Origin of the sequence: Amycolatopsis sp. NPDC006131 (genome assembly GCF_040614175.1) — a bacterium.
GTDB lineage: Bacteria > Actinomycetota > Actinomycetes > Mycobacteriales > Pseudonocardiaceae > Amycolatopsis_E > Amycolatopsis_E tucumanensis.
In genome coordinates this window covers 1-12,974 of sequence record NZ_JBEXTX010000126.1, presented here as the reverse complement: position 1 = coordinate 12,974, position 12,974 = coordinate 1, and the positions used below count along the sequence as shown (strand labels likewise).

Below are 12,974 nucleotides of genomic sequence, written 5' to 3'. Positions count from 1 at the left end.
CACGCCGAGTCGCGCGCATTGCCCCGGCTGCGGGGCCGGTTCGGCACGCTCCTCCCGGCCGCTGAGGCCGGGGCTGGCCAGCGCGCTGGCGGCCGACGCCGTCCAGGCGGTGCCGTTGCGGAGCGAGGTGGCGCGGTGAGGCCCACCTTGGCGGGACGCCTGTCCGTCGTGGACTGCCGATGGCGGCTGCGCTCGGCGCACGCCGAGCCGCGCGCCCTGACCGGGCCGCGGTGCCCGTTCGGCACGAACTTCCCGGTCGCGCGGGCCGGGGCTGGTCCCGCGCTCGCGAGCTGCAGGCGGTGCGGCTGTGGAGGTGCCGGCGTGAGGCGCACCTTCACGGCACAACTGTCCCCTGTGGACTATCCGCGTTCCTCGTCCCAGGTGGTCGCATGAGCACCGCACGTGGAGATCGCGGCGCGATCACCCCCGCCGCCGGGGTGGTGCTCGCGGCCGTGGTCGCGGGGTTGCTGTTCGCTCCGGTGTTCGGCCTTTCCGCGCTCCTGGTGCCGGTCGGGGTGCCCGCGGCCGTCGTGCTCGTCGTCGTCGCCGTGATGCGCACGCCGGGCTCGCTGGCTTGGCGGCCCCTGGTCGCGCTGGTCGCCGGCCTGCTCGCGGTCGTCGAGACGACCCTGTCGCCGACCACCGTGGGCGGGGTGCCCACCGGTGAGACCCTGCGCGCGCTCGCCGACGGCGTGTCCCAGTCCTGGCAGCTCGCCCTGCGCTCCACCTGGCCGGCCCGTCCCGAGCCCGCGGTGCTGCTGTTCGTGCCGCTGCTGACGGTCCTCGCCGCGGTGCTCGGCACCGAACTGCTCCGGCTCACCCGGCCACTGGCCGCGCTGGTGCCGAGCCTCGCCGTCGTGGTGCTCAGCCAGTTCTACGCGGCGGCGTCCGGCTGGGGCGCGGTGGGCGCGGCGCTCGCGTACCTCGTGGCGGCGGGCGCCGTGCTCGCCACCGGGCGCGGGCAGGGGCGACGGCCGGTGTTCCCGTCCGCGGCCGTCGCGCTCGCCGCCGCGGCCGTGGTGGTCGCCGGGGTCGCCGTCCCGTCCCCGCCGGCGAAGTACTCCCTCAAGGACGACCAGCTCGCCCCGCTCGCGCAGGTCCAGATCGCCAACCCGCTGGACGACATCGCCTATCGGCTCGCCCACCCGGGCACGCCGGTGTTCCGCGTCGACGGCGCGGACGGGGTGGACCGGTGGGCCGTGGCGGTGCTGGACGAGTTCGACGGCGTCAACTGGTCGCCCGGCGCCCGCTACCGCACGCTCGGCAGTGAACTCCGGCCGGGCCCGGAGGTGACCGTGCCGGTCGAGGCGCGCACGGCCCGGATCTCCGCCGTCGACCTCGGCGGGCCGTGGCTGCCGAGCCAGACCTGGCCCGCCGGGGTGAGCGGCGCCGAGCCGCTGGTGGAGGAACAGCAGGGCACCTTGCTCGTGCCGGACGGCGGCCGCGCCGGCGACTACACCCTGACCTGGTGGGCGCCGCAGATCCCGGCGGGTTCGCTGTACGGCGCGGCGATCGACCCGGACGCGCCCGGCGGCCTGTCCGGCGTCGGCACGGTGCCGCCCGGGATCACCGAGCTCGCCGAGCGGGCGGTGAACGGCACCCGGCCCACCTTCCAGGCGGCGCTCGCGCTGGAGCGGTTCTTCCGGGAGAACTACCGGCTCGCCAGCGGCCAGAACCTGCCGACCGGGCACTCCTGGCCCCAGCTCGCGGAGTTCCTGCTGACCGCCAAGCGCGGCACCAGCGAGCAGTTCGCCGCCGCCTACGTGGCCCTGGCGCGGGTGCGCGGCATCCCGGCTCGGCTCGTGGTCGGCTTCCGCGCGCCGACCGGCACGACAGTGGTGAGCAACGGCGACGTGCTGGCCTGGCCGGAGGTGGCCGTGGAGGGCGTCGGCTGGGTGCCGCTCGACCCGACGGGCACCGCCGCGCCCGGAGCGGCCGCGGGCGCCGGGCTGGCCGCCGCGACCGCGGGAGCACGGGCGCAGCTGCCCGCGTCGCAGGACCTGCTCGACCCACCGGTGGCGGCGGGGGAGGGCACCGGCGACGGGAACGGCGGGACCGGCCGGTTCCCGTGGGCGGTGACGGGGGCGGTCCTGCTCGCCGTGGTGCTGCTCGGGGTGTTCGGCGTGCCGCTGGCCAAGGGCGTGCGGGCGTGGCGGCGACGGCGCCGGGGTGGATCGGGCGCGGTGATCGGCGCCTGGGAAGAGGTGCGGGACCGGCTGCGCGGTCACGGCGTGCCCGTCACGGCGGGGATGACCGTGCGGGACCTGGCGACCGCTGCCGCCAGGTTCGTGGATCAGTCCACTGTGGAGGAATTGCGGTCGCTGGGCCGGACGGTGGACGTGGCGCTGTGGTCGGGCGCCGGGCCGGACGAGGGCCGGGCGGCGCAGGCGTGGACGGCGGTGCGCCGGGTGCGGCGCGGCCTCGCCCGGCGGGGCGTGCGGGCGCGGCTCCGCGCGGCGTTCGAGCCGTGGACGCTGCTGCGGCGGGTCACTTGACGCAGTTCGCGCCGCGGATCGGTTTCGCCTGGCTCTCGTAGACCTGGTTGCCGTCGGTGGCCTGGACGAGGAAGCAGTACTTGCGCACCGGATCCACCGGCACCCGGTGGCTGGTGTTGCGCTGGACGAGGACGGTGGTGCTCCGCTCGCCCTCGGCGGCGACGATGACCGCGAAGTCCAGCGCCTCGCTGCTGCGCCAGGACAGTTCGACGTGATCGCCGAGGTCGACCGGGTCATCGAGGTCCAGCTGCACCGCCCGCCCCGACGGCGAGGGCAGCCCGGGAGCCCCGATCTGCGGCGGCACGGCCGCGACGTCCAGTTCCTCCGGGGTGTTCACCAGCACCAGCACGGCGGCCACCGCGAGCGCCGACAACACCGCCAGCGCCACGACGACGGAATTCATCCGCCTCGGCCGTCGGCGCGGGCGGTCGGCCGGCCCGTACTCGACGAGCGGCGTGCCCAGCCGCGGCCCGCCCGGCGCCGGATGCGGGGCGGCGGGCCAGGGCGCTGCGTGTCGGTTCCCGGCCGCGGGGGGCCCGTAGGGTGCCGGCCCGGCCGGCGCCGCCGAGGCATGGGGGACCGGCGGCGAAGCCGGATTCAGGTGCGGCCCCGCGGGGCGCGGGGCGGTGGGATGCACGCCCGGGGGCGGCGTCCCCGGAGGCACGGCGCCCAAGGGCGCCGGTGGCGCGGTCGGCGATGGCGCTCCCACCTGCGATCCGTGCGGGATGCCCGCGGCCGGCCCCGCTGGCGCCCCCGCTTGCGGGGCCAGTGGCGGCGCGCCCAAGGGCACTTCCCCTGCCGCGTTGTGCGACGGCGGCCCCGGATGCGATCCCTGCGGGACGCCCAGCGGGGGCCCGCCCGGAGGTGGCCCCGGGGGCAGCGCGCCGAAGGGCACACCCGGCGGCGGCACCACCGCTGGCCCACCCGGCGGTGGCGCGCCGAAGGACCCCCCGAAGTCGTCGAACGCCGGCCGCACCTGGCCGGGGGCCGGGGCGGCCATCCGGGCCGCCACGGTGGCCGCGTCGAGGGGGCGCGCGTCGGGGGACCGGGCCAGCAGCGCCGTGATCAGCTGCGCCAGCTCCGGCGGCAGATCGCTCCGCTCCAGGGGCGGCGCAGCCTCGTGCAGCACCCGCAGCACCAGCTCGCCCTCGGGCTCGCCGGGCCGTCCCTGGTGCGGCGACCGGCCGGTCAGCGCCAGGTACAGCACCGCGCCCAAGCCGTACAGGTCGGACCGCTCGTCGGCGGTTCCGTCGCGCAGTGTCTCCGGCGCCAGGAACCCGATGTCGCGCGCCGGGTCACGGGGGAAGGCGCGGCGCAGCGCCAGGCCGAAGTCGGACAGCACTGCCTCGCCGGACGGCCGGAACAACACGTTCCCCGGGGTGACCCCGCCGTGCACCACCCCGGCCGCGTGCGCCGCGGCCAGCGCGGACGCCAGCGAGCGACCCAGCGCCACCGCGTCGGCGGCCGCCATCGGCCCGAACGCCCCCACCAGCTCGGGCAGGGACTGCGCGCACAACTCCATCCGCAGCGCGCACCGGCCGTCCGGGAGCTCGCGCACCGCGTCGGCCACCAGGACCGGCGCCCGGCCCCGCACCGCGGCCAGCGCGGACAGTTCGGCGTCCAGCTCGGCGCGGGTGCCGCGGTCGAGCCGGCCCGGGTAGACCTTGAGCGCGAACGCCGTCCCAACCGCCTCGTCCACCCCGGCGAACACGGTGGCGCTCGGCCCGTCGCCCAGCGGAACCAGGTCGCCGGGCGCGTCCCCCGCTGCCGTCATGGTGGTCGTCCTCGGAATCGACGCCGTCGCCGGTCCCATGGTACGAACCATCACGCCCCGACCGCAGCCAGCACGTCCTCGAGCCGGAGTTCACGCAGCTCGGCGGGGTCCGGGATCCGGCCGAGACGCCGCAGCCGCCCGGACTGGGCCTTCCGCACGGCCTCGAACAGCTTCCGGGCGTCGCGCGCGTTGCCGAAAGCGGGATCGGCCGAGATGCGGTCGAAGTACCCGGCGAGGACGGGCCGGGCGCGCGGGTCGAGCTCGTAGTCGCCGTCCGCCGCCATGCGGCCGGTGATGCCGACCAGCTGGTCCGGCGTGTAGTTCTCGAACTCGATCGTCTTGGCGAACCGCGACGACAACCCCGGGTTGGCGGCGAGGAACTGGCGCATCTCGGCGGTGTAGCCCGCGACGATCACCGCGATCTCCTCGCGGTGGTCCTCCATCAGCTTCACCAGCGTGTCGATGGCTTCCTGGCCGAAGTCGGCGCCGCTGCCGGTCTGCCGCGACAACGTGTAGGCCTCGTCGATGAACAGCACACCGCCGAGGGACTGCTCGAACACCGTCGCCGTCTTCTCGGCGGTGTGGCCGACGTACTGCCCGACCAGGTCCCGCCGCGACACCTCGCGGAACTCCCCGCCGCCGAGCACCCCCAGTTCCCGCAGCAGCCTGCCGTAGGTCCGGGCCACCGTCGTCTTCCCGGTGCCCGGCGCGCCCGCGAAGATCAGGTGGTGGCTCAGCGCGCCGGTGGACAGCCCGGCCCGCGACCGCCACGTGTTCACCTGGATCTCGTCCACCAGCGACCGGACCTCGGCCTTGACCGCGGGCAGCCCGACCATGCCGTCGAGGTCCGCGAGCAGCGCGTCCAGCGGGCCGCCGCCGGACGCCCCGGCCGGTTCGGCCACCACGGTCGCGGTCGCCGAGGCCGCGAACCGCACCGCGGGCTCGGCGGTGTTGGTGACGTCGCACGCTTCGACCGTGCCGCCGCAGTGCGCGCCCACGTCGATGCCGACGCCGCCCGCGTCGCTCACCGAAACCCGCCGCAGCACCGGTTCGCCGCGGTGGGCCACCAGGACCCCGGCCTGGGCGGTGCGGGTGATCCGGCAGTTCTCCACCACCGGCCGCGCGTGCTGGTAGACGTAGAGACCGCGCTGCCCGCACCCGCTCACGGCGCAGGACCGGATCACCGGGTCCGCGCCCAGCCCGACGATCATCCCGTCGGCGGCGACGTTGTCGATGGTCACGTTCTCCACCACGCCGGACGTGCCTTCCAGCACCAGCCCGTGCTCCGCGCCGGTGATCGACACGTCGGTGATCGCGACCGGTCCCGGTCCGCGGACCGCGACGGCGGGGCCGCGCCCGGCGTGCACGCTGCAGCCGGTGAGCGTCAGGGCCGCGTGCTCGGCCTGCACCCCCGCCGCGTTTCCCGCCCGCACGGTCACCCCGTGCACGGTGAGCGCGCCGCCGCGGGCGAACAGCACCGGCACCTCCGCCCCGCTGCCGTCGAACACGACCTCGGCGCCCGCGGCCGCGCGGAGGGTCAGCGTGCGGTCCACCAGTTCCAGTGTCTCGGCGTAGGTGCCGGCGGCGATGGACACGCACGCGCCGTCCGGGGCGCCGAGCACCGCCTCGCCGACGGTGGCGTAGGCGCCGTGCCGGCCCGGCGCCACGAGCAGGGTCCGGGCGGCGGTCGTCATCAGCTCGCCCTCCCCGCCAGCCAGCCGTGCCCGGCGGCCTTGACCCCGGCCTGGAAGCGGCTGCGGGCGCCGAGCCGGTTCATCAGCCCGGCGACCATGCGCCGCACCGTGCGCACCGACACGCCGAGCGCGGCCGCCGCCGACTCGTCCGTGCAGCCCGCGGACAGCAGAGCCAGCAGCTCCCGGTCACGCCCGGCCAGTTCCGCGCACGACGGCGGGTCGGCCGGGACGAGCGGCACCGCGGCCGGCCACAGGTGCTCGACCAGCTCCATGATCGTGCCGATCACGCTGGGCAGGCGGAGCACCGCGATGTCCCGGTGCTCCCCGGGCAGCACGGCGAGCGCGCCGTCGATGACCAGCGCCTCGACGGGCACGACGGGCATCGTGCGGATCTCCGCGCCGGCCTGCGCCAGCTTCCCGAGGCGCCGGGCGGGGCCGGGCGTCGTGCGCGCGGCGTCCGGGACGAGCATCCGGTAGCGGACCCCGCGGCCGAGGTTGGCGTGGTCGACCGGGCGGAACGTGCTGACCGGATCGGCGGGGCCGCCGGACAGCGAGCTGACGACGAGCACCTCGCGTTGGGCGGCGGCCAGCTTGGTGGCGACCCGCGCGTGCCGGGAGACCAGCGCCCCCGCGGACTGTCCATCGAGGACCGAAAGGCGCGGCGGGGCCTGGCGTGCTTCGAGTGCGGGCTGGGGGATCATGGCTTTCCTCCGATCGGCAGCGACGCGGCGACGGCCGGTCCGTGCTGGTTGTCCATTCGTTCCAGGCGCAGCCCCGGGGGCGGCGCCCACAGCAGCCGCGCGACGGCCGAATCGGCGGCGGCGTCGGTCGTGGCGGCGACCCGCACCACCGCGTCGTGCCCGGGCACGGTGACCGCGACGGTGCGGGCGGCGCCGGGGACGGCGGCGAGCAGCTGGTGCAGCGCGTGGATCCGGGCCCGCGGCGGGCGGGCGCCGAGGCCGGTCACGCGCACGCCGATCTGGGTGACCGGTCCCGCGCGCCAGCACCGCCGCTCCTCGGCAACCCGGTCCCTTCCGGGGCCGGTGTGGGTGAGCGCGGCGAGCGCCGCGCGCAGTTCCTGCTCGGTCAGGGCGACCGCGCCCAGGCCCGCGGCGCGGAGTTCGCGGTGCGTGCGGCGCACGGCGCCGGTCAGCGCGGTGAGCAGCTCGTCGTCGGTGGCCAGGCCGGGCTCGCGCACCGCGCGCACGGCGAGCCAGGCCCGGGTTTCGTCCGTCTGCCGAGGGCCGTGGTGCAGGACCAGCTGGAGCCGGATCACCGGTGCTTTCCCGGATCCCGAGACCAGCGCTCCGGAGAGCGTGAGCCGGGCGAACGCACCGGGATCGCCGCCGGTCGGGCGCAGGACGGCGAGCAGCTCTTCCTCGCGGCTGATCACCCCGGCCGGCACGCCCGCGACTTCGGCGGTGCGGATCCGGGCTCCCGGCGCGAGGTGGCCGAGCAGGTCCCCGCCGCGTGCCACGCGACGGCGCCGCCGCAGCAGGCGCGCCCGGAACAGCACCTCGTCGGACAGCCAGCGGCCGTCCGCGCGGCCCGCGGTCCAGACCAGCAGGATCGCCGCGGTGGTCAGGAGGCCCGCCGTCACCGGCCAGGGGCGGCCGATCGCGATCAGGCTCAGCACCAGCGCGAGCTGCCAGCAGACGATCCGCAGCGCGGGCAGCTCGGGCGTGTGCCGCTGCTCCGGGGTCTCCTCGGGCGGCTCGGCGACGTGTCCGATGTGGACCGGCGCGGGCTGGGCCGGGGTCGTGGGCTGCGCCACGGGGCGTGGCGGCGCGGTCCTGGCAGGGGTCGCGGTGGTGGTGACGGCTTGGGCGGCGACGGTCGCGACCGGCCGCCCGGCGGTCTGCGGTGCGGCCGCGGCGCTGGGCCGCGGGGGCTGGTGCGTGGTCGTCGCCGGGAGCATGCCGATCACCTTGCCGGTCCGAACATGAGGATCCGATGACAACCAGCGCGGTGGCCGGTACCTGCCGGAACGGTTCCCGCCGCGGGCCCGTGAGCCCATGGTGGGGGCCATGACGACGACGAACCTCGTCCGGGTGACCATCGACGCGCCCGGGCGGCGGATCGACCTCGCCGTGCCCGAGCGGTCACCGGTGGGGGAGATCCTGCCGGGACTGCTGCGCCGGGCCGGCGAAAGCCTGCACGACGACGGGGTGGCCGGCGGGGGCTGGCTGCTCCGCCGCGGTGACGGCACCGTGCTCGAACCCGGCCGGACGCCGGCCGCGTACGGAATCCGCGACGGCGAGGTCCTGCACCTGGTGTCCCGGAGCCTGCACTGGCCGGAGCTGTCCTACGACGACCTCGCCGACACCATCGCCAAGGGAGCCGGGCACACCGGGCGCCTGTGGGGGCCAGTGCACACCCGCGCGGCGGGCCTGCTGACCGGGGCGTTCGCCGTCCTGCTCGCGCTGGCCGCCGTGCTGCGAGCCGGGCCGCCGTGGGAGGCGGCGGCGTGGGCCGCGCTCGGATGCGGCGTCGTCCTGCTCGCCGCGGGCGCCGCGCTGGCCAGGGCGTTCGGCGACGCCGGGGCGGGCGCCGTGGTGGCTGCCCTCGCGATGCCGTTCGCCTTCGCCGGGGGAGCGCTGGTGCTCGCGGCCGGGCCGCAGCCTGCCGGGCTGGGCGCGCCGCAGGTGCTCGGCGGCTGTTCGGCGCTGCTGATCGCCGCGGTGCTGGGGCAGGTCGCCGTGGTCGAACGCGCCGAGGTGTTCGTCGCCGTTTTCACCGCGAGCGTCGTGGGGGCGCTCGCGTCGTGGCCGGCGACCACGGACGCGCTGGACGGCGCGGACGGCGCGGCGGTGGCGGCCGTGGCGGTGCTGTTGTTGTCGCCGCTGTCCGGGCCGCTGGCGATCCGCCTCGGCCGGGTGCCGATGCCGGTGCTCCCGCGCACCACCGCGGACCTGGTGCGCGACGACCCGCAACCGCCCAGGAAGGCGGTCTACGCCGCGGTGGTGCGCGCCGACCAGCTGCTGACCGGGATGATCGCCGGGGCGGCGACGGTCACCGTGCTGTGCCTGTGCGTCGTCGCGCGGGCGGGCGGCACCGCGGTCGTCGTGCTGCTGTCCGTGTTGTCAGTGGGGTTCTGCCTGCGCGCCCGGCTCTACCCGGCCCTGCGGCAGCGGGCGCCGCTGTTGCTGGCGGGCGTGGCCGCCGCGGGCGCGCTCGCGCTCGGCCCCGGCGCGCGGCTTCCGTTCGCCGTCACCGCGCCGGTGCTGATCGTGGTGGGCGGGCTGGCCGTGCTGGCGGGGCTCAGCCACAGCAAGCGGCTGCCCAGCCCGTTCCTCGGCCGCTACGCCGAGCTGCTCGAGGTGGCGGTCGTGCTCGCCTGCGTGCCCGTGCTGTGCGCGGTGCTCGGGGTGTACGGGCTGGTCCGCGGACTGGGCGGGTGAGCGGTGGCGTCCAAACGCGACCTGCTGCAGGCGCACCAGTTCCTCGCGCAGCGGGCCATTTCCGCGCTGGTGACGCGGGAGCCCGATCCGGAGCAGCCGCCGTTCCGCCGTCCGGGCGGGGCCGCGATCGGCAGCATCGTGCTGGGGGTGCTGGCCCTCGTCGCGGTCGGTGTGTACGGGCTGGTCAACCCCGGCGGGAACACGACGTGGCGGGACCGGCCCGCCGTGATCGTGGCGAAGGAGACCGGGGCGCGGTACGTGTACCTCGACGGGGTGCTGCACCCGGTGACGAACTACGCCTCGGCGCTGCTGGCGCTCGGTGAACGTGCCGAAACGGTGTCGGTGTCGCGCGATTCGCTCGCGGGTGTGCCGCGGGGTGCGGAGATCGGGATCCCCGGCGCGCCCGACTCGCTGCCGGACCCCGGGCAGCTGCTGACCGGTGGCTGGAGCCTGTGCTCACGTCCGGTGCCCGGCCCGGACGGCTCCACTGTGGACGAGTCGGTGCTGCTGGTCGGGGCCGGGGCGCCCGGGGGAGCGCCGGCGGAGGCGGTGCTCGCCGAGGTGCCGGCCAGCGGTGACCAGTACCTGATCGCCGGGGGCCACCGGCACCGGATCCGGCAGGCCGACACGGTGACGGTGGGGCTGGCGCTGCAGTCGGTGCCGAGGATCCGGACGGCCATGGCGGTGGTCGACGTGCTGCCCGCGGGGGAGCCGATCGCGCCGGTCCGGCCGGCCGGGCTGGGCGGTCCGTCGTCGGCGGTGCCGGGGCGGGCGGACATCCGCGCCGGGCAGCTGCTCGTCCTGGACACCGCGGGCAACCGGGAGCACTACCTCGCCGAGGCGGACCGGTTGCGGCCGATTTCGCCGCTGCAGTACGACATCCAGCGGGCCGACCCGGCGACGCGGCAGGCGTACGGGGGCGGCCAGCCGGTGGGTGTCCCGCTGGGACCGGCCGAAGCCGCGGAGGCCCGCATCGCGCCGGCCGCGGACGCGGGCCCGGGCGCGGCGCCCCGGCAGCGCCCGGAGTTCGCGGCGGGCGACACGATCTGCGCGACGTACGAGCCCGGGGCCGCGGCGCCGGTGGTGCACGTCGGCCCGCGGATGCCCGCCACCGCCGCGATGGCGACGCCGGGCCGGACCGGGCTCGGGATGCCGCTGGCCGACCGGGTGTACGTCGAGCCCGGGCGGGCGGCACTGGTGGAGGCGATGCCGAGCGCGGCCGCGTACGCCGGGACGGTGCTGCTGGTGACCGACCAGGGGCGGGCGCACCCACTGGCCGACCGGGCGGTGCTGGGGGTGCTCGGGTACGGCGAGGCCGCGCCGGTGCGCCTGCCGGCGGGGATGGTCAGCCGGGTGCCGCTGGGGAGCGCTCTGGACCCGGCGGCCGTGCTCGGTTGAGCACAGCGAAGCCCCGCCGGAAAGACCGGCGGGGCTTCGGCTGGTGGGGCAGTGAACTCAGCTTCCCGGCAGATCGCTGAAACGTCTTCAGGGGCGGCCGGTGGTTGCACCAGGAAGAACATCTCCTTCTGTGGTACGTCTCGCACGGGTTTGGCCGGCGGTGCGTGCCACCCTGGGGTGATCAGCGGTCCGCCGGTGGCGGTGGCACCAGGAACATCTCCTCCGGCAGTTCGTCCCGCACCGGCTCGGCCGGGGGCAGTTCCGCTCGCCGCGCGCGCCAACCGGTGCGGCGTCCGCGGGTCAGCACCAGCGCCACCACCGCACCGAGCACCGCCGCCGCGAGAGTCAGCACCGCCAGCAGCCGCGCGCCGGACGTGCGGCCCGCCCACCAGGCGGACACCCGCACCTGCTCCGGGTCCGGCGAAGGGCGTTGCAGCACTGGCGCCGCGGCCGGGGGCGCGTCCACGAGCGCTGCCGTCAGCGCCCGGTACGGGTTCACCATCCCGGCCCCGTACGCCGCCCCGCCGGGGGACGGCGTCGCCGTCGCCAAGAGCCGCGCGGCCACCTCGGGCGCGGACAGGTCCGGACGCGCCGACCGCACCAGCGCCGCGGTCGCGGTCACGAACGGCGCGGCGAAACTGGTCCCGTCGCGGTACTGGTGCCCCGCCACCCGCGCCGCGCACAGCACGCTTCCGCCGGGCGCCACCAGGTCCACCTGCGGCCCGATCTGCGAGCTCGGCAACCGCGCCCCGGCCATGTCCACCGCGCCGACCCCGAGCACGCCGTCGTACCCGGCCGGGTACGTCACCGGGCCCGGCGCCGGCCCCTCCTGGCCGTTGCCCGCGGCCGCCACCACGACCACGTCCCGCTCCACCGCGTGCCGGATCGCGTCGCGCACGAAGTGGTCATCCGCGCCGCCCGCGACGGACAGGTTGATCACGTCGGCGCCGGCGTCGACGGCGAACCAGATCCCCCTGGCGAGCACCTCCGGGTCGATCCCCTCGGTGCCGCCGTCGCTTTCGCTGATCCGCACCGGCAGGATCGTCGCGTCCGGCGCCAGCCCGGTGAACCCGGCGCCCGCGACCGGCGCGGCCGCGATGATGCTGGCCACCCCGGTGCCGTGCGAGACGCAGTCGAAGCCGCCGGGCAGGTCGCCGACGAGGAAGAAGTCCTGCCCTCGCAGCACCTTCCCGGGTTGCCGCAGCTGCGGGTGGTCGGCGTCCACCCCGGAGTCCACGACGGCGACCACCACCCCGGCGCCGGTGGCGTGCTCGTGCACGGCCGGGAAGTCCAGCGTCTTCTGCGCCCACGGCAGCTCGGTGACGACCGGGCTCGCCGGGGCGGGCTCGCTGCCGCACGCGCCCGGCGGGGGTGCGGCCGCGGCGGCTCCCGGACAGACGACGACGGCCGCCGCGAGCGCGGCGGCCGTCCCCAGGTGAACCGCTCTCATGACGTGCCGGTCAGCCGCCGCACCGCGCCGGTGCCCTGGTTCTCGGCCGCGAGGTAGTCGGCGACACAGCCCATCGCGTCGTCGCAGAGCCGGGCGTAGCTGCCTGGAATCGCGTCGGCCCTGGCGGTGAGCTTCTCCGCGATCGGCAGGTACTTCTCCAGGAACGCCTGGGCGAGCACGTCGCTGCCGAACCGTCCCTGCGCCGCCTGGATCGCCTGCTTGTGGTTCGCCCACGCCGATCCGAAGTCCTCCCCGACGGCGCGCAGCCGGTTGATGCTGCGGGTCACGGCATCGGGGTCCATGTCATAGCCGGTCATCGCCACACTCCTCGATCTTCTTGTCCAGCTGGGTGATGAAGGGATCGGTGTGCACGTCGGTGTGCTCGTACTTCGCCCCCGGCGGCAGGTAGCGGCGGACGATCTCGAACAGCTGCCGCCGCGACTGCTCGACCGCGTCCCGCACGGTGTCCACAATGGAAGCGCCGAGCGCCTTCGCGTCGGCCGCCCGGTAGATCCGCGGGTCCAGGTGCAGCTCCCGCAGCTCGCCCCGCCCGGCCACCGTGACGCTGACCAGACCGTCCGGGGAGTCCGCGGTCACCTCGATGGCCGCGATGCGGGTGCGCGTCTCCAGCAGCTCCGCGCGCAGTCGTGCGTGGTCTGTCATGGGATCTCCATAAGATTGTTGATGTTCAGGACGGGATGTTCTGGATGCCCAGGGCGATGGGGTGTGGCTGATGGGTTCTTGCCCCGTTGGGTGGCTTCC

10 protein-coding genes are annotated in these 12,974 nt (G+C 76.5%); 3 read left to right on the top strand and 7 right to left on the bottom strand.

What is annotated here, in order from left to right:
• The first annotated feature begins 389 nt into the window (after nucleotides 1-389).
• The gene (locus ABZ215_RS37720; protein WP_354955314.1) at nucleotides 390-2,495 is read left to right on the top strand and encodes a transglutaminaseTgpA domain-containing protein; all 2,106 of its coding nucleotides are present in this window, start codon (nucleotides 390-392) and stop codon (nucleotides 2,493-2,495) included.
• Here the strand turns inward: ABZ215_RS37720 and ABZ215_RS37715 are convergent.
• From ABZ215_RS37715 to ABZ215_RS37700, 4 genes are read right to left on the bottom strand one after another with little or no spacing between them, the layout of a single operon-like run.
• A complete protein-coding gene (locus tag ABZ215_RS37715) occupies nucleotides 2,488-4,269 on the bottom strand; it encodes a protein kinase (RefSeq protein WP_354955312.1) in 1,782 nt (593 codons plus the stop codon). The genes ABZ215_RS37720 and ABZ215_RS37715 overlap by 8 nt on opposite strands.
• Before the next feature lie 50 nt (nucleotides 4,270-4,319).
• Nucleotides 4,320-5,963, bottom strand: coding sequence for a right-handed parallel beta-helix repeat-containing protein (locus tag ABZ215_RS37710; protein ID WP_354955310.1), 1,644 nt, complete (start codon nucleotides 5,961-5,963; stop codon nucleotides 4,320-4,322).
• On the bottom strand, nucleotides 5,963-6,664 hold the full coding sequence (locus ABZ215_RS37705; protein WP_354955308.1) for a helix-turn-helix transcriptional regulator: 702 nt from the start codon (nucleotides 6,662-6,664) through the stop codon (nucleotides 5,963-5,965). The genes ABZ215_RS37710 and ABZ215_RS37705 overlap by 1 nt, the downstream gene beginning before the upstream one ends.
• Entirely contained in the window at nucleotides 6,661-7,881 is a 1,221-nt protein-coding gene (locus ABZ215_RS37700; RefSeq protein WP_354955307.1) for a hypothetical protein, read from the bottom strand. Before ABZ215_RS37700 ends, ABZ215_RS37705 begins: the two co-directional genes overlap by 4 nt.
• A gap of 109 nt (nucleotides 7,882-7,990) precedes the next feature.
• Here ABZ215_RS37700 and eccD point away from each other — a divergent pair, with 109 nt between their 5' ends.
• Nucleotides 7,991-9,364 carry a type VII secretion integral membrane protein EccD gene (gene eccD / locus ABZ215_RS37695; protein ID WP_354955305.1) on the top strand — a complete coding sequence of 458 codons (1,374 nt, stop codon included), beginning with the start codon at nucleotides 7,991-7,993 and terminating at the stop codon, nucleotides 9,362-9,364.
• Nucleotides 9,365-9,367: 3 nt separating this feature from the next.
• On the top strand, nucleotides 9,368-10,762 hold the full coding sequence (eccB, locus tag ABZ215_RS37690; RefSeq protein ID WP_354955303.1) for a type VII secretion protein EccB: 1,395 nt from the start codon (nucleotides 9,368-9,370) through the stop codon (nucleotides 10,760-10,762).
• Between the two features lie 181 nt (nucleotides 10,763-10,943).
• Here eccB and mycP read toward each other — a convergent pair whose 3' ends face one another.
• Genes mycP through ABZ215_RS37675 form a run of 3 tightly spaced genes read right to left on the bottom strand, consistent with a single transcriptional unit; the run spans nucleotide 10,944 to nucleotide 12,875 of the window.
• The gene (gene mycP, locus ABZ215_RS37685; protein ID WP_354713322.1) at nucleotides 10,944-12,212 is read right to left on the bottom strand and encodes a type VII secretion-associated serine protease mycosin; all 1,269 of its coding nucleotides are present in this window, start codon (nucleotides 12,210-12,212) and stop codon (nucleotides 10,944-10,946) included.
• On the bottom strand, nucleotides 12,209-12,529 hold the full coding sequence (locus ABZ215_RS37680; RefSeq protein ID WP_354955301.1) for a hypothetical protein: 321 nt from the start codon (nucleotides 12,527-12,529) through the stop codon (nucleotides 12,209-12,211). Before ABZ215_RS37680 ends, mycP begins: the two co-directional genes overlap by 4 nt.
• Nucleotides 12,516-12,875 carry a YbaB/EbfC family nucleoid-associated protein gene (locus ABZ215_RS37675; RefSeq protein ID WP_354713320.1) on the bottom strand — a complete coding sequence of 120 codons (360 nt, stop codon included), beginning with the start codon at nucleotides 12,873-12,875 and terminating at the stop codon, nucleotides 12,516-12,518. The genes ABZ215_RS37680 and ABZ215_RS37675 overlap by 14 nt, the downstream gene beginning before the upstream one ends.
• Nucleotides 12,876-12,974: the final 99 nt, after the last annotated feature.